Annotated in this window: 19 protein-coding genes; 10 read left to right on the plus strand and 9 right to left on the minus strand. The window is 70.0% G+C overall.

Annotated features, from left to right (window positions below):
• Positions 1 to 4: 4 nt before the first annotated feature.
• Positions 5 to 877: a DMT family transporter gene (locus ACQ860_RS02555; protein ID WP_431301843.1), complete on the minus strand. Its 873-nt coding sequence runs from the start codon at positions 875 to 877 to the stop codon at positions 5 to 7.
• 21 nt (positions 878 to 898) lie between these two features.
• Entirely contained in the window at positions 899 to 1,909 is a 1,011-nt protein-coding gene (locus ACQ860_RS02560; RefSeq protein WP_431301844.1) for an NAD(P)H-quinone oxidoreductase, read from the minus strand.
• A 151-nt stretch (positions 1,910 to 2,060) separates the two neighbouring features.
• Here ACQ860_RS02560 and ACQ860_RS02565 point away from each other — a divergent pair, with 151 nt between their 5' ends.
• Entirely contained in the window at positions 2,061 to 3,200 is a 1,140-nt protein-coding gene (locus ACQ860_RS02565; protein ID WP_431301845.1) for an ABC transporter substrate-binding protein, read from the plus strand.
• Between the two features lie 10 nt (positions 3,201 to 3,210).
• Here ACQ860_RS02565 and ACQ860_RS02570 read toward each other — a convergent pair whose 3' ends face one another.
• The 4 genes from ACQ860_RS02570 to denD form a co-directional block, all read right to left on the minus strand.
• Positions 3,211 to 3,576, minus strand: coding sequence for a hypothetical protein (locus tag ACQ860_RS02570; RefSeq protein WP_431301846.1), 366 nt, complete (start codon positions 3,574 to 3,576; stop codon positions 3,211 to 3,213).
• A gap of 92 nt (positions 3,577 to 3,668) precedes the next feature.
• Positions 3,669 to 4,193, minus strand: coding sequence for a surface-adhesin E family protein (locus ACQ860_RS02575; protein ID WP_431301847.1), 525 nt, complete (start codon positions 4,191 to 4,193; stop codon positions 3,669 to 3,671).
• Positions 4,194 to 4,279: 86 nt separating this feature from the next.
• Positions 4,280 to 4,669, minus strand: a complete 390-nt coding sequence (locus tag ACQ860_RS02580; RefSeq protein ID WP_431301848.1) for a RidA family protein — start codon at positions 4,667 to 4,669, stop codon at positions 4,280 to 4,282.
• 2 nt (positions 4,670 to 4,671) lie between these two features.
• The gene (gene denD / locus ACQ860_RS02585) at positions 4,672 to 5,643 is read right to left on the minus strand and encodes a D-erythronate dehydrogenase (protein WP_431301849.1); all 972 of its coding nucleotides are present in this window, start codon (positions 5,641 to 5,643) and stop codon (positions 4,672 to 4,674) included.
• 46 nt (positions 5,644 to 5,689) lie between these two features.
• On the opposite strand from denD, the gene ACQ860_RS02590 reads away from it, so the two are divergent.
• The 7 genes from ACQ860_RS02590 (at position 5,690) to ACQ860_RS02620 (ending at position 12,681) form a co-directional block, all read left to right on the plus strand.
• On the plus strand, positions 5,690 to 6,826 hold the full coding sequence (locus tag ACQ860_RS02590; RefSeq protein ID WP_431301850.1) for a diaminopropionate ammonia-lyase: 1,137 nt from the start codon (positions 5,690 to 5,692) through the stop codon (positions 6,824 to 6,826).
• Positions 6,827 to 6,917: 91 nt separating this feature from the next.
• A complete protein-coding gene (gene ugpB / locus ACQ860_RS02595; RefSeq protein ID WP_431301851.1) occupies positions 6,918 to 8,267 on the plus strand; it encodes a sn-glycerol-3-phosphate ABC transporter substrate-binding protein UgpB in 1,350 nt (449 codons plus the stop codon).
• 180 nt (positions 8,268 to 8,447) lie between these two features.
• Complete coding sequence (ugpA, locus tag ACQ860_RS02600; RefSeq protein WP_431301852.1) at positions 8,448 to 9,329, plus strand: sn-glycerol-3-phosphate ABC transporter permease UgpA; 882 nt, start codon at positions 8,448 to 8,450, stop codon at positions 9,327 to 9,329.
• Positions 9,329 to 10,261 carry a sn-glycerol-3-phosphate ABC transporter permease UgpE gene (gene ugpE / locus ACQ860_RS02605; protein WP_431301853.1) on the plus strand — a complete coding sequence of 311 codons (933 nt, stop codon included), beginning with the start codon at positions 9,329 to 9,331 and terminating at the stop codon, positions 10,259 to 10,261. The genes ugpA and ugpE overlap by 1 nt, the downstream gene beginning before the upstream one ends.
• Positions 10,261 to 11,334, plus strand: a complete 1,074-nt coding sequence (gene ugpC / locus ACQ860_RS02610; protein WP_431301854.1) for a sn-glycerol-3-phosphate ABC transporter ATP-binding protein UgpC — start codon at positions 10,261 to 10,263, stop codon at positions 11,332 to 11,334. The genes ugpE and ugpC overlap by 1 nt, the downstream gene beginning before the upstream one ends.
• A gap of 52 nt (positions 11,335 to 11,386) precedes the next feature.
• Positions 11,387 to 12,382 carry a Bug family tripartite tricarboxylate transporter substrate binding protein gene (locus ACQ860_RS02615; protein WP_431301855.1) on the plus strand — a complete coding sequence of 332 codons (996 nt, stop codon included), beginning with the start codon at positions 11,387 to 11,389 and terminating at the stop codon, positions 12,380 to 12,382.
• A gap of 5 nt (positions 12,383 to 12,387) precedes the next feature.
• Positions 12,388 to 12,681: a DUF1330 domain-containing protein gene (locus ACQ860_RS02620; protein ID WP_431301856.1), complete on the plus strand. Its 294-nt coding sequence runs from the start codon at positions 12,388 to 12,390 to the stop codon at positions 12,679 to 12,681.
• Between the two features lie 63 nt (positions 12,682 to 12,744).
• Here the strand turns inward: ACQ860_RS02620 and ACQ860_RS02625 are convergent, their stop codons facing one another.
• Positions 12,745 to 13,182 (minus strand): acyl-CoA thioesterase, encoded by a 438-nt coding sequence (locus tag ACQ860_RS02625; protein WP_431301857.1) that lies wholly within the window; start codon positions 13,180 to 13,182, stop codon positions 12,745 to 12,747.
• Positions 13,183 to 13,261: 79 nt separating this feature from the next.
• On the opposite strand from ACQ860_RS02625, the gene ACQ860_RS02630 reads away from it, so the two are divergent.
• Together ACQ860_RS02630 and ACQ860_RS02635 are read left to right on the plus strand one after the other, a co-directional pair.
• Positions 13,262 to 14,215 carry a Bug family tripartite tricarboxylate transporter substrate binding protein gene (locus ACQ860_RS02630; RefSeq protein ID WP_431301858.1) on the plus strand — a complete coding sequence of 318 codons (954 nt, stop codon included), beginning with the start codon at positions 13,262 to 13,264 and terminating at the stop codon, positions 14,213 to 14,215.
• A 119-nt stretch (positions 14,216 to 14,334) separates the two neighbouring features.
• Entirely contained in the window at positions 14,335 to 15,258 is a 924-nt protein-coding gene (locus tag ACQ860_RS02635) for a tripartite tricarboxylate transporter substrate binding protein (RefSeq protein WP_431301859.1), read from the plus strand.
• Positions 15,259 to 15,265: 7 nt separating this feature from the next.
• On the opposite strand, the gene ACQ860_RS02640 is transcribed toward ACQ860_RS02635, so the two are convergent.
• A complete protein-coding gene (locus ACQ860_RS02640; protein WP_431301860.1) occupies positions 15,266 to 16,243 on the minus strand; it encodes a hypothetical protein in 978 nt (325 codons plus the stop codon).
• A 57-nt stretch (positions 16,244 to 16,300) separates the two neighbouring features.
• The gene (locus tag ACQ860_RS02645) at positions 16,301 to 17,209 is read right to left on the minus strand and encodes an outer membrane protein (protein WP_431301861.1); all 909 of its coding nucleotides are present in this window, start codon (positions 17,207 to 17,209) and stop codon (positions 16,301 to 16,303) included.
• Between the last annotated feature and the right edge of the window lie 9 nt (positions 17,210 to 17,218).

The following is a 17,218-nucleotide window of genomic DNA, read 5'->3' on the forward strand; positions in this document are numbered from 1 at the left end:
TGCCCTATCCCCTTGCCGCGACGATGACGCTCAACACCACGAGCCCGCCGCCCAGGATCAGGTCCCAGCCCAGCGGCTCGCCCAGCCATGTGGTGGCCAGGACCAGCCCCACCAAGGGCACCATGAGGAAGCCGACCGAGGCGAGCACCGCGTTCAGGTGCCGCCCCGCCTCCACCGTCGCCCAGGTGCCGATGGGGGCCGCGATGAGGCCGATGAAGCCCGCGATGAGCCAGGCGCCCTGCCCCACCCCGCCACCGGCCGAAAAGGGTTCGCGCCACAGCGCGATGGGCAGGATGAGCAGCGCGCCGAGCAGAAACATCCAGGGGATGAGGTCGGCGATGGGCGTGCGCGGCGGATAGAGCCGCGTGGTGAGGATGGCGAGGCTCCAGCAGAGCGAGGCGCAAAGCAGCAGCGCATGGCCGAAGACGGCGCCGGGGGCGGACCAGTCCATGCCCCAGGGGCTCATCATCACGCCCACGCCGGCCAGCCCCAGCCCCGCCGCGATCCAGCGCCTGCGCGACACCGGCTCGCCCAGCAGCAGCACCGAGAGCGGCACCAGCCAGAAGATGGTGACATTGCCGAGGATCGCCGTGCGCCCGGCCGGCACCAGCGAAAGCGCCACATGGGCCAGCGCGAAGAAGGCACCGATCTGCAACAGGCCGATGGCGCAGAGGCCCGGCCAGTCGTCGCGCTTGGGAACACGCAAACGCCCCATCGCCGCCAGCATCACCGCGGCCGAAAGCGCCGCCAGCGCCGCCCGCGTGAAGCCGAACCAGAGCGGCGTCGCGTGGGCGAAGGCGTATTTCGTGACCGGCCAGACGCCGCCGAAGAGAAAGACCGAGAGGAAGAGGAGCTGAAGCGCCCTGCCTTGAGCCATCGGGCCTTGGGACAAGCGCGCTCAGCCCACCGTCAGCATGATCTTGCCGATGTGCTGGCTGCTCTCCATGAGCGCGTGGGCCGCTGCCGCCTCGGCCAGCGGGAAGGTCGCGTGGATGTGCGGGCGGCATTGCCCGGCCTCCAGCAGCGGCCAGACGCGGGCGCGCAGGTGGTCCGCGATCTCGCCCTTCTGCGCCGTGGTCCGCGGGCGCATGGTGCTGCCCGTCACCGTCAGGCGCTTCAGCATGATGGGGCGCAGATCCAGGTTCTCCGCCATCTCGCCGCCCAGGAAGGCGATGAGGACGAGGCGCCCATCCATCCTGAGGCTGCGCAGGTTGCGGCCGAAATAGGGGGCACCCACCATGTCCAGCACCACATCCACGCCCTTGCCGCCGGTGATGCTCTTCACCGCCTCGGCGAAGTCGTGCTCGCGGTAGTTGATGGCGTGGTCGGCGCCGAAGCCGAGCACGGCCTCGCACTTGGCCTGGCTGCCGACGGTGGTGATGACATGGGCGCCGAAGGCCTTGGCGAGCTGGATCGCGGTGACGCCGATGCCCGAGGACCCGCCATGCACCAGAACCGTCTCGCCCGCGGCCAGCCGGCCGCCACCGGCATGGGGCGTGCCGAAGAGGTTGGCCCAGACGGTGAAGAAGGTCTCCGGCAGGGCGGCGGCCGTCAGCGCGTCATAGCCGCGGGGCCAGGGCAGCGTCTGCGCGGCCGGCGCCGTGCAGTATTCGGCATAGGCGCCGCCATTGGTCAGCGCGCACACCTTGTCACCCGGCTTGTAGGCGGTGACCTCGGCGCCCACGGCCACCACCTCGCCCGCGCATTCGAGGCCAAGGATGGGCGAGGCACCGGGCGGCGGCGGATAGGCGCCGGCCCGCTGCAGCACATCCGGGCGGTTCACGCCCACGGCCTCGACGCGGATCAGCACCTCATCGGCGGCGGGCGCGGGGCGCGGGCCTTCAGCCAGCACCATCACCTCGGCAGCGCCCCCGGCGCCATGGGCGATGTGTTTCATGGTCTGGCTCATGGCGTGCTCCTCAGGCTTGGGCCGGCACGTTCCGCGCCCCTGCGGCGTTGGTCAAGCGCGGCGGCCGCATTGCATCGCCGCGCGATGCGACGGAAACTGAGACGCTTTGACAAAACTTGGCCCTCCTTCGCGCCGCGCGCTCCTGGCGAGCTTGCTTGGCGCACCAGCCCTGGCTCAGACCGCCCCGCCCGAGTTGCGGGTGGGGGGGCTGTTCCCGCTCTCCGGCGCCAGCGCCCTGCTGGGGGATGAGGCGGCGCGCGGCCTGGAACTCGCCATCGCCGAGCGCAACGCGGCCGGCGGCCGGCAGATTCGCCTGCTGCGCGCCGATGTGACCGAGCCCGCCCAGGCCCTGGCGGAAGCACGGCGGCTCATCCAGGCCGAGCGCGTGGCGCTGCTCTTCGGCAGCGTCTCGGCGCCGATCGGGCAAGCCGGCTCCCAAGCGGCCGAGTCGCTCGATTCCACCTATGTCGAGCTGGCGGCGGCGGCTGATGCGGTGATCGAGCGCGGCGCGCGCCATGTCATCCGCACCGCCCCGGCCGCGGTGGATTACGGGCAGCTCGGCGCCGATGCGCTGACGCGCTTCCTGCCCAACCACCTGGGCCAGCCGGCGGATGTGCTGCGCATCGCGATCCTGCACGAATCCGGCGCCTCTCCCGAAAGCATCGCGATCCATCTGGAGGCGAAGCTGCGTGAGGCGGGGCTCGTCGTCGCCGAGCGCCTGCCGCATGCGGCGCGCACGCCCGAGATGCCGGCCATGGTGCAGCGGCTGCGGGCGGCGGGGGTGAACGTGCTGATCCATGCGGCGGCCGAGAGCGATGCGCTGGCCCTGTTCCGCGCCATGCAGGACGCCGCCTGGCGCCCGGCGGCGGTGATCGGCGCGGGGCCGGCCTGGGGCCTCGCCGACCTGGCGCGCGCCATCGGCCCCGCGCTGGAGGGCTGCTTCGCCCTCGACATGCCCCCCATCGAGACGGCCGAGCGCTGGGCCGTGGGGGCCCGGCCCTTCGCCGAGGCCTATCAGCGCCGCTGGGGCAGCGGGCCGCGCTCGGGCCTCTCGCTCGCCACCTATGCGGGGGCGCATCTCATTCTGGCGCAGCCGAGCCTGGAGCGCGGCCCCTTGCGGACGGCGCTGGCGGCGTTGGACCAGCCCGAGGGGCAATGGGCCAATGGCTGGGGATTCCGGCTGGAGGAGCGCGGCCAGAACAGCCGCGCCCGGCCGGTCTTGCTGCAATGGCAGACGGGGCGGGCCGTCGCCGTGTTTCCCGAGGATGCGGCGGCGGCGAGCCCGGTCTGAGCGCCGCCGGCTATTGGCAGGTGAATTGCAGGAGCTGGCGCACCGTGGCGTCGGGCTCGCCCGGGCGCAGCACATTGCCGACGACCACCTCGGTCCGCCCGCCGGCGCCCAGCGTCCAGGACTGCCCGGTGAGAAAGTCCTGCTGCATGGCGCGCGAGGTATAGCGCGCCGTGAAGCGCTGCTGGCTGGTCGAGATGTTGCGGACGGTGACGGTCAGCGTCAGCAGGTCGCTCCCAGGCCCCACGCGCGGGACGCGCTGCGTGCCGTAGTTCACGCTGTCCACGGTCAGCGCGCCGCCGCAATTGGCGGTCTGCGCCAGAACGGGCGCGGAGAGGAACAGGGCGGGCGCCAGGGCCAGGGCGAGGATGCGGGTCACGGGGACATCTCCTGGTTGCAACTGGCGCCCAGTCTGCACATCGCCGCGCGCGTCATCGAGACGGGCGCGCGGATGGCGCCGATCGGACCGGCCTATCGCCGGCGGCGCGCGGGTGTGGTGCCGCAGGCGGCGTTGACGAAGAGGTCCATGAAGGTCCCCTCCCCCACGTCGCGGATGCCGCCGGGCCCGCGCTCCTGCTCGCGCAGCGCCTCGCCCACCGCGTTGCGCTGCGTGTACCAGACGCCCTGGATGGGGTTCCAGGCATGCGGGTCGCAGCGGAAATCAGCGAGGTAGGCGCCGCTGCGGGCGTAGCCGCCGGTCTCCGGCAGGCGGATGGGCTCCAGCAGGTTGATCACCATCCAGACGCGGCGTGTGCCGTCCGGATTGGTCACGATCTCGGAGGCGATGAAAGCCTCGGACATGCGCGCCCCGCGGGTGAGCGGGATGCGGCGCCATTGGCGCCGGGGGGCGAGGGCCAGGCTGGGTTGGGCCGCGGTGGCCTGCACCGCGGCGGGGGCCGGCGCGGGTTCGGGCGTGGCGACGGGCGCCGGCGCGACGGCCGCGCAGCCGGTCAGCAGGAGCAGCAGCACGGCGAGGCGCGTCACGGGCATGGTCATCTCCCCATCATTGGGCAGAACGGTCCCACGCGCGCCCCGCGCCGTGAAGGCGATTCGGTGTCAGAGCGCGACGAACTTCCGCGCGCTCAAAGCGCGACGACCAGGTCCACCTCGACCAGAGCGCCCAGGGCAAGGCCCGTCACGCCCACCGTGGTCCGTGCCGGCAGTCCGCCCTCGGGAAAGCTCTTTTCCCAGATGGCGTTCATCGCCGCATAGTCGCGCGCGAAATCGGTGAGGTAGATGCGCGCCATCACGGTACGGTTCCAATCCGCGCCACAGCCCGCCAGCACCGCCTTCAGGTTCGCGATGACCTGATGCGTCTGCGCTTCGATGCCGCCCGGCACGCAGCGCGTATTGTCCGTGGGCTCGGTCGGCATCTGGCCGGTGACGAAGAGGAAATCGCCGGCGCGCACCGCGTGGCTGAAGGGGGCGACGCGCTTCGGGCCGTCGCCCAGCAGGAAGCGGGTGATTTCCATGCTCAGAGGCCCCTCTCCGCGCGGGTCGCCGCCAGGTCATCGGCGCGGAAGGCGGCGAGGATCTCGGGCACCCCCTCCTGCGGCGCGAAGCCCAGCGCGCGGGCGCGGGTGGCGGCGAATTCGGCGGGCCAGCCGCCCACGATGGCGGCGATGGCGGGGTCGGGCTCGCGCTTCACCAGCGCGCGCTCGGCCGGGCTGAGGGCGGCCAGCATCTCGCCCACGCTGACGGCGAGGCCCGGCGGGTTGATGCCGCGATCCACGCCGAGGGGGGCCGTGTCCATGGTCGCGGCATGGAACAGCCAGTCCACCGCGCGGCGGGGCGAGCAGACCCAGACGCGGAAGCCATCCTCCACCGGCAGCGGGGTTTCCAGGCCCAGCAGCGGCTCGCGCAGGATGGCGGAAAAGAAGGAAGAAGCCGCCTTGTTGGGCCGCCCGGGCCGGACGATCACCGTGGGCAGACGGATGGAGACGGCGTCCAGGAAGCCCTTGCGGCTGGCATCCTGCAGCAGCAGTTCGGCCGCCGCCTTCTGCGCGCCATAGGAGTTGGTGGGCACCTGCCGCGCGTCATCGGGCAGCAGGGCGGATTGGCCGCCGCCGAAGCTGGCCACGCTCGAAGTGAACAGCACGCGCGGGGGTGCCGCAAGCTTCCGGCAGGCCTCGATCACCGCCAGCGTGCCGTGGAGGTTCACCCGCATGCCGAGGTCGAAATCGGCCTCCGCCGCCGCGCTCACCACGGCGGCCAGATGCACGACGAGGTTGGTGCCGGGCGGAATCGCGGCGGACACGTCGGCCAGGCTCGCGACATCACCGCCGAGGCAGGTCACCGGAAAGGGTGCGTCCAGCGGCTTCGGGGCCGCGAGGTCGAAGAGGATCAGGCCCGTGACCGGCTCGCCGCCCAGATGGCCCTGGGCGGCGAGCCGCTCGGCGAATTTGCGGCCGAGGAAGCCCCCGCCGCCGAGAATGGTGATCTGCATGGCGGGCAGATTGCCCGCGCGCGCGCGCCACGCCAAGCTTGCGGCCATGCACCCGTTCCGTCTCGTCCTGAACCGCCATCACGGCACCCCCGGCATCATCGTCCTGCCCGAGGGGGGCTATCGCCGCACCAAGCGCGAGATCACCTCCTGGCCCGGCTATGCGCCCACGCCGCTGCATGCGCTGGCGATGGAAGGCGTGGCCTCGGTCCATTTCAAGGATGAGAGCGGACGCTTCGGCCTGGGCAGCTTCAAGGCGTTGGGCGGGGCCTATGCAGTCTGCAAGCTGCTGGGCGCGGAGCTCGCCCGGCGAGGCACGGCCAACAATGCCGATGGCGCGGCGCTCGAATCCGGCCAATACGCCCATGCGACCGAGCAGATCACCGTCACCTGCGCCACCGATGGCAATCACGGCCGCTCCGTCGCCTGGGGCGCGCAGCGCTTCGGCGCGCGCTGCGTCATCTTCGTCCATGAGAATGTGAGCCAGGGACGGCGCGACGCCATCGCCCGCTTCGGCGCCGAGATCCGCGTGGTGCCGGGCAATTACGACGACAGCGTGCGCGCCGCGCAGCATGCGGCGGATGAGAATGGCTGGTTCGTGATCAGCGACACCTCCTACCCCGGCTATACCGAGCCGCCGCGCGACGTGATGCAGGGCTACCGCCTGATGGCGGAGGAGGCGATCACGCAGATGGGCAGCGTGGTGCCCACTCATGTCTTCGTCCCCGGCGGCGTCGGCGGGGTCGCGGCCGCCGTCGCCGTGCAGCTGCGCGCCATGTGCGGCAGCGGCCCGCGCCTGATCATCGCCGAGCCCGACCAGGCCGCCTGCCTGACCGACAGCCTTGAGGCGGGCGAGCTGCGCACCGTGACCGGCGCGCTGGACACCGTCATGGCGGGCCTCGCTTGCGGCGAGCCCTCGCTGCTTGCCTGGCAGGAGCTGGAGCGCAGCGCCTTCGCCGCCATGGCCGTGCCGGATGAGCTGGTGGGCCCCGCGATGCGCGCGCTGAAGGCGGAGGGGATCGAGGCGGGGGAATCGGCGGTGGCCGGGCTCATCGCGCTCCAGGGTGCCTTGGGCAGCCCGGCGGCGGCCGAGGCGCTGGGGCTGACGGCGGAAAGCCGCGTGCTGATCTTCGGGACGGAGGGCGCCACCGACCCCGAACTCTATGAAAAACTTACCGCGGAGTAACCCGCTTCACGAAAGTGACTTTTTAGTGTCACATGGGGGCAATGGTGGGGGCTTAGGCGCCACCCATCGCAATTCCTGGGAGAGCCCCTTCATGCTGCGTCGCACCCTCGGCAAGGCCGTCCTTGCCGCCCCCCTCGCTGCCCCTGCCCTGGCGCAGTCGGGCCCTGTCGAGATTTCCTTCTGGCACGGGCTGGCGCAGCCGCTGGGCGGCATCCTCGAGGGCATCGCGAACCAGTTCAACCAGAGCCAGAACCGCTTCCGCATCGTCTCGAGCTTCCGCGGCTCCTACCCCGAGACCATGGTGGCCGCGATCGCCGGCTTCCGCTCGGGCACCGCGCCGCACATCGTGCAGATGTTCGAGGTGGGCACCGGGACGATGATGGCCGCGGGCCGCGCCATCAAGCCGCTGCATGAGCTGCTGCGCGAGACGGGTGTGACCATCAACTTCGACGACTACCTGCCCGCCGTGAAGGGCTACTACAGCCTGGCCGATGGCCGCATGATGGCCATGCCGTTCAACTCCTCCACGGCCATCATGTTCTACAACAAGGACGCCTTCCGCCGCGCCGGGCTGAACCCCGACCAGGCGCCGGCCACCTGGGCCGAGATGCGCGCCGCCGCCGCCCGCCTGAAGGCCGCGAATGTCGAGATCCCGGTCACCACCGCCTGGCCGACCTGGACGCAGGTGGAGCAGTTCAGCGCCATCCACAACACGCCGCTCGCCACGCTCGACAATGGCTTCGGCGGCCTGAACGCCGAGCTGCGGATCAACAACCCGCTGATGGTGCGCCACCTGAACACCCTGATGGAAATGGGCCGCGAGGGCACCTTCCGCTGGGGCGGGCGCGATGGCGCTGGCGATGCACTCTTCGCCAATGGCTCCTCGGGCATGATCTTCGCCTCCTCCGGCGCGCGGGCACGCTTCGTGCGCGAACTGCCGGGCGGGATCGCCAATCTCGGCGTCGCCATGCTGCCCTACTACAACGACGTGCAGGGTGCGCCGATCAACTCCATCATCGGTGGTGCCGCCTTCTGGGCGATGAACCGCGGCCCGAACGCCGCGCGCTCGGCCGATGAGAATCGCGGCATCGCGGAGTTCTTCGCCTTCCTGGCGCAGCCCCGCATCGTGGCCGCCTGGCACACCGAGACGGGCTTCCTGCCGGTAACGCAGACCGCCTTCCGCGAGGTGCAGGCGACGGGCTTCTACACGCAGAACCCGGGTGCCGACATTCCGATCCAGCAGCTGCTGCGCGGCGGCGGCCAGATGACGGGCAACAGCCGCGGCATCCGCCTGGGTGGCTTCGTCGAGATCCGCACCGCGATGCAGGAGGAGATGGAGCGCGCGCTGCAGGGCCAGCAGACGGCGCAGCAGGCGATGGACAACTCCGTCACGCGCGGCAACGTCGTGCTGCGGAACTTCGAGCGCACGAACCGCGGATAATTCCCCACGAAGTTTTGCTGTCGCAACGCCGCCTGCGCGGCGTGGACGACAGCAAAACCCTCGCGGGGCCTCGTTCTGGGCTTCGCCTTTCCCAGGACGGCTCATCCCTCGGTGGCGAAGCCACCGAGGGGCATCAGGGGGCGGAAGGCGGCTTCGCCGCACGACGGGTTTGAGGGGGCGATGGAGAAGAAGGTCTATTTCAAGGGCATCGCCCTGCCCTATCTGCTGCTGTTGCCGCAGATCGTGGTCACGGGCCTCTTCTTCTTCTGGCCGGCGGCGCAGGCCGTGCGCCAATCCTTCCTGCGTGAGGACGCCTTCGGCCTCTCCAGCCAATTCGTCGGCTTCGAGAACTTCGTGGATGTGCTGAGCGACCCGACCTGGCTGGATTCCGCCTTCCGCACGCTGATCTTCTCCACCTCGGTCGCCGTGCTGGCACTCGGGGCTGCCTTGTTCCTGGCCGTCCAGGCGGACAAGCACATCCGTGGCGCCGACACCTACAAGACGCTGCTCATCTGGCCCTATGCCGTGGCACCCGCCATCGCGGCCGTGCTCTGGCTCTTCATGTTCCACCCGAATATCGGCATTTTCGGGCGGATGCTGAACGCGCTCGGCGTGCCCTGGGACTACAAGCTGAACGGCAACCAGGCGATGCTGCTGATCATCTTCGCCGCCGCCTGGAAGCAGGTCAGCTACAATTTCATCTTCTTCCTGGCGGGGCTGCAGAGCATTCCGAAATCCGTGCTGGAAGCGGCGGCCATTGACGGCGCGCGGCCCATGCGGCGCTTCTGGACGGTGGTCTTCCCGCTGCTCTCACCCACCGCCTTCTTCCTGCTGGTGGTGAACCTCGTCTACGCCTTCTTCGACACCTTCGGCATCATCCATTCGCTGACGCAGGGCGGGCCGGGCAAGGCGACGGAAACCCTGATCTACCGCGTCTACACGGATGGCGTGATGAACCTGAACTTCGGCTCCAGCGCCGCGCAGAGCGTGATCCTGATGATCCTCGTCATCGTGCTGACCATGGTCCAGTTCCGCTATGTCGAGCGGAAGGTGCATTACTGATGGCGGCGTCCGATCGACTGAGCGCCAGCGAAGGCGTGAATCGGCCGCGCAGCGCCGTCGATGTGAATGCGCTGGCCGACCGCACCCGCCGCCGCCAGCGGCGCGAGGCCTTCGTCACCCATGCCTGCCTCGTGCTCGGCGTACTGATCTTCGCCTTCCCGATCTACCTGACCATCATCGGCTCCACGCATGACGTGAACACGATCGGCCGTGGCGACGTGCCGCTGGTGCCGGGTGGCGAGACGGTGGCGAACTACACCCAGGCCTGGGGCGTGGGCGGTGGCCGCTTCATGGGCGTGCCGGCCGGCGTCATGCTGATGAACAGCATCATCATGGCGATGTGCGTGGCGGTGGGAAAGATCGCGATCTCCCTGACATCGGCCTATGCCGTCGTGTTCTTCCGCTTCCCCTTCCGGATGATGTTCTTCTGGCTGATCTTCATCACGCTGATGCTGCCGGTCGAGGTCCGCATCATTCCCACCATCCAGGTGATGGTGGACCTCAACATGACCAACTCCTACCAGGGCCTCATCATCCCGCTGGTGGCGAGTGCCACCGCCACCCTGCTCTTCCGCCAGTTCTTCCTGACCATCCCGGATGAATACGTGGAGGCGGCCAAGATCGACGGCGCGGGGCCCATCCGCTTCTTCCTCGACGTCATCCTGCCGCTCAGCCGCACCAATGTCGCGGCGCTCTTCGTCATCCTCTTCATCTATGGCTGGAACCAGTATCTCTGGCCGCTGCTGATCGTGAACGACCGCAGCATGGAGACGGTGGTGGTGGGCCTCACCAAGATGATTGGCAGCGGCGATTCCCAGAATGAATGGAACGTGATCATGGCGACCGCCGTGCTGGCCCTGCTGCCGCCCGTCGCCGTGGTCGTGCTCATGCAGCGATGGTTCGTGAAGGGCCTGACGGAGACGGAAAAGTAATGGCGACGCTCACCCTCCGCGATGTGAAGAAGTCCTTCGGGCCCACCGCCGTGCTGCACGGCGTGAACCTCGATGTGCGCGATGGCGAGATGATCGTGATCGTCGGAGCCTCGGGCTGCGGCAAGTCCACCCTGCTGCGCATCGTGGCCGGCCTTGAGACCGCGACCTCGGGCGGCGTGATCATCGACGGCCAGGACGTGACGCCGTTGGAACCGGCCGACCGCGATGTGGCCATGGTGTTCCAGAACTACGCGCTCTATCCGCACATGTCGGTCTTCCAGAACATGGCCTATGGCCTGAAGATCCGCGGCATGGCGCGGGACGAAATCGTCCGCCGCGTGGATGAGGCGGCGAAGCTGCTGGGCATCGGCCAGCTCCTGGAGCGCAAGCCGCGCCAGCTTTCGGGCGGGCAGCGGCAGCGCGTCGCCATGGGCCGCGCCATCGTGCGCAACCCCAAGCTCTTCCTCTTCGACGAGCCGCTCTCCAACCTCGATGCCAAGCTGCGGGTGCAGATGCGCGCCGAGATCCGGCAGCTCCAGCGACGTCTGAACGTCACGAGCCTCTTCGTCACGCATGACCAGGTGGAGGCGATGACGCTGGGCGACCGGCTGGTCGTGATGCATGCCGGCCACGCGGCGCAGATCGCGACACCGATGGAGATCTGGGCAAAGCCGGCCGACACCTATGTGGCGGGCTTCATCGGCAGCCCCTCCATGAACTTCCTCTCCGCCACGCTGATGGAGGGTGGCGGCGCGGCGCGGCTCGAGACCAGCGGGCTGGTCCTGCCCTTCGCCGATGGCCCGCGCCCGGGTGCGGCCGGGCGCAAGCTGACGCTCGGCATCCGGCCGGAACATCTGCAGATCGGCACGGGCGGCCTCGACATCCATGTCGAGCTGGTGGAGCCGCTGGGCGGCGAAAGCGTTCTGCATGGCCGCCTGCCGGATGGCACGGCGCTCACCGCCCGCCTGCCCGGCGCCACCTACGCCGATGGGCCGATGGGCGTGATCCTGCCCTTGGAATCATTGCATGTCTTCGACGGCGAAACGGGCAAAAGGCTCGATCCGCGGGATTGACCGGGGCGGCGAAAGCGCCAATCTCCCGCCCAACACACGGGAGACACGATCCATGCTGAACCGCCGCACCCTGGCGCTTTCCGCCCTTGCCGCGCCTGCCCTCATCTCCGGCGCCGGGGCGCAGACCGCGACCGACTGGCCCACCGCGCCGGTGCGCTTCATCGTCCCCTTCGCCGCCGGCGGCCCGACCGACATCCCCGCCCGCATGATCGCGGAGGAGATGTCCCGCACACTCCCCAACCGCATCGTGGTCGAGAACCGCACCGGCTCGGGCATCATCATCGGCACGGACCTGGTGGCGAAGGCGCCGAAGGATGGGCTGACGGTGCTCTACACCACGGTCGGCCACGCCGTGGTGCGCGCGCTGTTCGAGCGCGTGCCCTTCGACCCCATCGCGGATTTCACCCCCGTGGCGCTCGTCGGCCAGATCCCGATGATCATGATGGTGAACAACAACTTCCCCGCGCGCACCCTGCCGGAGCTGATCGCCCTCGTCCGCGCCAATCCGGGCCGCTTCGACTATGCGAGCAGCGGCAATGGCGGCGCGGTGCACCTGGCGTCCGAGCTGTTCCTGCATATGGCCGGCGGTCCCTCTGGTCCGCTCCGGATGAACCACATCGCCTTCCGTGGTTCGTCCGCCGCCATGCCGGATGTTCTGGCCGGCCGCATCCCGATGATGCTGGACGTGGCGGCGGCCACCATCCCCTATATCCAGCGGGGCGAACTCCGCCCGCTCGCGATCTCGACGAAGGAGCGCAGCCCGCTGGTGCCGCAGGTGCCGACCTTCATCGAGCAGGGTGTGGCGGGCTACGAGGCCTATACCTGGCATATGGTGCTGGTGCCCTCGGGCACGCCGGCGCCGGTGGTGCGCGCCATCAATGCCGCGGTGAACCGCGCCGTTGCCATCGAGGCGGTGCGCAACCGGCTGACCGAGATGACCATGCAGGTGGTGACGAACAGCACGCCCGAGAGCTCGGCCGCCTTCCTCCGCGCCGAGATCGGCAAGTGGGAGCCGATCATCCGCGCCGCCGGCATCAAAGTGGAGTGAGGGCGATGGCGGCCTACCTCATCGCGAACATCACGGTGAAGGACGCGTCGCGCTTCGGCGAATACCGCGAGAAGGTGGCGCCGGTGATCGCCGCGCATGGCGGGCGTTACCTGATCCGGGGTGGCGCGGTGACGGCGGTGGAGGGTGATCCGGGCCTGGACCGCGTGGTGGTGCTGGAGTTCCCGGACATGGACACGCTGAAGCGTTTCTACCACGGCGCCGACTACGCGCCGCTGCTGGCGCTGCGCGAGTCCTGCACCGTCTCGCACGTCGCCCTGGTCGAGGGCTACGCGGGTTAGTTCCCGGGTTCCAAGGGCCTTGCGGCCCTTGGCGGGAGGAGTGTGAGGAGGGCAGAGCCCTCCTCACCCGGCCTTCGCGCCGTCCCGCTCGATCATGAGCTTCCGCGCCTGCTCCGGGATCGGCGTGCTCGCGCCGTTCTGCACGCAGACCAGCAACGCCTTGCATTCGAAGCACAGGCCGTTCTTCCACATCGCGTATTCGTGCACGAAGCTGGTGTTGCGCAGGCTCGGCACCCGCAGCGTCAGCAGCACGTCATCCTCGAACCCGGTGGCGCGGACGTAGCGCGCCTCGAGCTTGGCGACGACCGGCCCCGGCTGGTCCGCGCGCAGCACCTGGCCGAGGGAGCGCCAGTGTTCCACGCGCAGATCCTCGAACATGACGAGATAGGCCGCATGGTTGACGTGACCGTAGAGGTCGCATTCCGCCCAGCGGATGCGATGCCGCACCGCGACGTTCCATTCCCCCTCGACGCCGAATTCCTCCAGCAGCGATCCGTGCATGCCTTATCTCCTTGCCTGCCCCAAGCTGGACGAAATCGGCGCTGGCATCCACCCTGCCACCGTGACAGGGAGGCAGGGCATGCGGCGCAGGGTGCTTCTGGCGGCGGGGGGCCTCGCCATCCCCGGCATCGCGCGGGCCACCTGGCCGCAGGAGCGCCCGATCGAGGTCATCATCCCCTTCCCGCCCGGCGGCGGCGTGGACCAGATGGGGCGGCTCGTCGCCCACCACCTGCCGCGCCATCTGCCGGGTGCGCGCATGGCGGTGATCAACCGGCCGGGTGCCGGCGGGCAGATCGGCTTCGAGGCGCTGTTCAACGCGGCACCGGATGGCTTCACCATCGGGGCGGCCACCAACACCGCGATGCACGCCATCGCGATCGAGCGCCGCCCGCGCTACCGGCCGGATGAATTCACCCTCATCGCCAATGTGGTGGATGACCCGGGCGCCTTCTGGGTCACCGCGCGCAGCCCCTGGCGCACGCTGGACGACCTTCGGATGGCCGCGCGCGGGCGGCCTGGGGAGATCGGCGTCGGCACGGCGGGCATCGGCTCGGATGACCACATGCTGCTGCTGGCCTTCGAGGCGGCGGCGGGCGTGAACCTGCTGCATGTGCCCTATGCCGGCACCGCGCCCATCCAGCGCGACCTGCTGGTGGGCACGCTCGCCATCGGCGCCTTCAACGGCAGCGAGGCGCTGACCCTGCTGCGCGACGGGCGCATCCGGGGCCTCGCTCAAGGCGGGCCCGAGCGCTGGGCGCCGCTCGGGCCCGTGCCCACCTTCCGCGAGGCGGGGTTCGACGTGCTGGGCGGCTCCTCGCGCGGGATCGCGGCACCACCGGGCCTGCATCCCGAGATCACGCTGCAATTCGAACTGGCCTTCTCGGCGATGCTGGCGGATGCGGATTTCCTGCGCGACGCGGCGCAGCAGGGCTTCCCCATGCGCCCGCTGGTCGGCCGCGCCTATCGGCAGATGATGGCGGCGGACTACGCGAACCTGCGGGCGCTCTGGCAGCGCCGCCCCTGGCGGGAATAGCGCCCGCGAAACAATCCTTGCCTCGCGGAAGCGCGATGCCGCACCCTCCCGCGCAACAGGGAGGAACCAGATGATCCAGCGTCGCACCTGGCTCGCGGGTACAGCCGCGGGCCTTGGCCATGCCCGCCCTCGCGCGCGCTCAGGCCGCCTGGCCGAATGACCGGCCGGTCGAAGTCATCGTCCCCTTCCCGGCCGGCGGTGGCGTGGATGTGATGACACGCCTCATCATGCCGCTGGTCGCCGCGCAGATCCCGGGCATGCGCCACATCGTCACCAACCGCAGCGGCGCGGCCGGCCAGATCGGGCTGGAGGCAACCTTCAACGCGGCCCCCGATGGCTACACGCTGGGCGCCACCACGCTGCCAGCCCACAACGCCATCCCGATGGAGCGGCCGGCGCGCTTCCGCGCGATGGACTTCACCTTCCTCGCCAACATCGTCGAGGATGCGAACTGCTTCTACGTGCGCGCCGACAGCCCCCTGCGCTCGGTGGCCGATCTCATCGCCGCCGCGCGCGCCCGGCCGCGCCAGATGACCTATGCGACCACGGGCGTGGGCTCGGACGACCACCTCTTCATGCTGGCCTTCGAACAGCTGGCCGATGTCCCGCCGCTGGTCCATGTTCCCTTCGCCGGTGCCGCCCCGCTTGTCCCGCAATTGCTGGGGGGCCATGTGGACCTGGCCGCCATCAATGTGGGCGATGCGCTGCAGCTCAAGCGCGAGGGCAAGCTGCGCATCCTGGCCCAGGCCAGCGCCACCCGCTCCCCCGAAGCACCCGACGTGCCGACCTTCCGCGAGGTGGGGCTCGACATCCTGCACGGCGCCGCGCGCGGCATCGTGGGCCCGCCCGGCCTGCCCGCGCCCATCACCGAGCGCCTGACCCAGGCCTTCGCGGTGGCCCTGCGCGACCCGGAATTCCTGCGCGAGGCACAGCGCCAGTTCATGCCGCTCAACCCCATGATCGGCGCCGATTACCGCTCCATGGCCCAGCGCACCGAGGACAATCTGCGCGCCCTCTGGCAGCGCCGCCCCTGGCGGGAGTGAGGCCCACCTAAAGCGGGTCGTAGAGCTCCTTCAGCGAGAGCCGACGGAGCGCGTTGCGGCAGAGCATGTCGATCTCCTGCCGATCGGTCAGCTTGGGATGGACGCTGGCCCAGGCGGCGGCCAGGCGGCGCCAGAAGATGCCCATCTCGATCAGCCGGTCACGATAGGCGCCCTGGGCATAGGCGAGGCGCGCCGCGTCACCCAGCGTGCCGCCCGATTCGAGCTGCGCGGCCGCATTGGCGCGGAGCTGTTCCGTCGCCACGCGCGGGCGGGAGATGATGGGCGCGATCTGGCGCAGCCCATGCGCCAGCAGGTCCCGCGACCATCCGGCATCATTGCTCATGGCGCGCGCGGTGGCGGCGACCATGCGCTCCATGCCGGCGTAATCCGGGCGCGTCGCCTCGGCAGCCAGGACCTCGGCATGGGCATTGGCCAGGCGCTGCAGGCCGCGGGCGAGGTTGGCGATGCGCTCCAGCCCGAAGCCGCTCTGGCGGATGCATTGCGCCGCCGCCGCCTCGAACATGCCGATCCCGGGGGGTGTGCGGCGCAGCGCGTCGAGGAAGGCGCCACCCGCCTCGCCCGCGCCGCGCTGCAAGGCCGCGACCAGGGCGGTGGTGGCGGCATAGATGTGGTGATCCTCCGGCGGCGCGGGCGGCATGCCGCGCAGGCTGGGCGGCACGGGATCGCCCGGCTCCACCGTCTCGACCAGGCAGAGGGCGGAGGGGACGAGGCGCAGCAGGCGGAAATCCCGGCTGCGTGGATGGACGTCCAGCGCCGAATGCGCCGTCTCGATGTCGAGCACGAGGCGCAACTCGTCATAGCGGCGCACGAGGATGACCTCGCCCGATTCGCCGCGCTCGAAGGCCAGGTCGCGGTGGCGCAGCCAGGGGGCGGAGAAATCGAAGGCGTCTGGCGGCCAGACCTCGCCGGGGGCGAGGCCCGGGAAGCGGACGGGATCGAAGCTGAACGGATCGGGGCGCGGCACGACCGGAGAATGGGCCAGGCGGGTTAAGCCTTCGTCACCCGCCTCGCCGCAGACCCCTCAGAAACGCCGGTTCAGCGTCAGCATCGCACCCTGCGAGACAAGCGGCGCGCTGGAGGAATTGCCGATCAGCGACCCCGTGGTGACGGTGCCGCCCGGCCCTCCGGCATTGGTGAAGCTGCTGAAATACTGGCCCGTCTGCCGCTGCGTGGTGGAGGCCGTGTAGGTCACGTCCAGGAACCAGTCGCGGTCGATGAAATAGGTGACGCCGGCGATGAACATCGCGCCCCAGACCCAGCCGGCACTGGAGAAGTTCTGCGGGGGGCCCGAGATCTCGCTGCGATTGCCGTTGATGTCGGCGAAGCCCACCAGGCCGTTCATCTGCGTGCTGAGACGCGTCAGGGTCGGACCACCGCCCAGGTAGAGGAAGCCCCGCTGGTGGGCATGGCCGATGAAGGGCGTCAGTGTGATCTGGTGCTCGGCCTTCTGCTCGAAGGAGCGGACGACGGCATTGCCGAGGAAGGGCGTGCTCGCGCCCGTCCGCGCATCGGTGAAGGCGCCCGCCTGGGGCAGCAGCGCGTTGGGCGTGCTGGCCGAGGTGCCGAGGTAGCTGTAGGACGCCTTCACACCCCAGAGCCAGCGGCTCTCCGGGAAGTTCTGGAAATAGCCGATCTGCGCCGCCGGGGCGAAGCCCGCCTCGCTGCCGAGCGGTACCCGCGCCGGTCCCGCCGCCGAGCCGCTCGAGACGCGCACACCGTTCTGGTACACATCAGACAGGCCGAGCGCATAGACGTTCTGCGTCCCGAAGCGGGTGATGTTGAAGGCGCCGCCGGCGCCGATATAGACACCCTGGGTGGGGACGGCGAAGTCGCCGGCGGGTGCCTGGGCCTTGGCGCCCGAAGCGCCGGCGAGGCCCAGCATCGCCATCGCCGCCAAGGCCGAGGGCCGGTTTCGAAATGCACGTGACATGGTGAAGTC

Origin of the sequence: Sediminicoccus sp. BL-A-41-H5, from assembly GCF_050632405.1 — a bacterium.
In the GTDB taxonomy this organism is placed as follows: domain Bacteria; phylum Pseudomonadota; class Alphaproteobacteria; order Acetobacterales; family Acetobacteraceae; genus Roseococcus.

Bases quoted from the DNA above. Each gene is read 5' to 3' on its own strand.
- ACQ860_RS02555 (WP_431301843.1), bottom strand. From the start codon at position 877: ATGGCTCAAGGCAGGGCGCTTCAGCTCCTCTTCCTCTCGGTCTTTCTC.
- ACQ860_RS02635 (WP_431301859.1), top strand. From the start codon at position 14,335: ATGCCCGCCCTCGCGCGCGCTCAGGCCGCCTGGCCGAATGACCGGCCG.
- ugpC (WP_431301854.1), top strand. From the start codon at position 10,261: ATGGCGACGCTCACCCTCCGCGATGTGAAGAAGTCCTTCGGGCCCACC.
- ACQ860_RS02580 (WP_431301848.1), bottom strand. From the start codon at position 4,669: ATGGAAATCACCCGCTTCCTGCTGGGCGACGGCCCGAAGCGCGTCGCC.
- ACQ860_RS02630 (WP_431301858.1), top strand. From the start codon at position 13,262: ATGCGGCGCAGGGTGCTTCTGGCGGCGGGGGGCCTCGCCATCCCCGGC.
- ACQ860_RS02625 (WP_431301857.1), bottom strand. From the start codon at position 13,182: ATGCACGGATCGCTGCTGGAGGAATTCGGCGTCGAGGGGGAATGGAAC.
- ACQ860_RS02645 (WP_431301861.1), bottom strand. From the start codon at position 17,209: ATGTCACGTGCATTTCGAAACCGGCCCTCGGCCTTGGCGGCGATGGCG.
- ACQ860_RS02575 (WP_431301847.1), bottom strand. From the start codon at position 4,193: ATGACCATGCCCGTGACGCGCCTCGCCGTGCTGCTGCTCCTGCTGACC.
- ugpA (WP_431301852.1), top strand. From the start codon at position 8,448: ATGGAGAAGAAGGTCTATTTCAAGGGCATCGCCCTGCCCTATCTGCTG.
- ACQ860_RS02590 (WP_431301850.1), top strand. From the start codon at position 5,690: ATGCACCCGTTCCGTCTCGTCCTGAACCGCCATCACGGCACCCCCGGC.
- ugpE (WP_431301853.1), top strand. From the start codon at position 9,329: ATGGCGGCGTCCGATCGACTGAGCGCCAGCGAAGGCGTGAATCGGCCG.
- ACQ860_RS02620 (WP_431301856.1), top strand. From the start codon at position 12,388: ATGGCGGCCTACCTCATCGCGAACATCACGGTGAAGGACGCGTCGCGC.
- denD (WP_431301849.1), bottom strand. From the start codon at position 5,643: ATGCAGATCACCATTCTCGGCGGCGGGGGCTTCCTCGGCCGCAAATTC.
- ACQ860_RS02560 (WP_431301844.1), bottom strand. From the start codon at position 1,909: ATGAGCCAGACCATGAAACACATCGCCCATGGCGCCGGGGGCGCTGCC.
- ugpB (WP_431301851.1), top strand. From the start codon at position 6,918: ATGCTGCGTCGCACCCTCGGCAAGGCCGTCCTTGCCGCCCCCCTCGCT.
- ACQ860_RS02615 (WP_431301855.1), top strand. From the start codon at position 11,387: ATGCTGAACCGCCGCACCCTGGCGCTTTCCGCCCTTGCCGCGCCTGCC.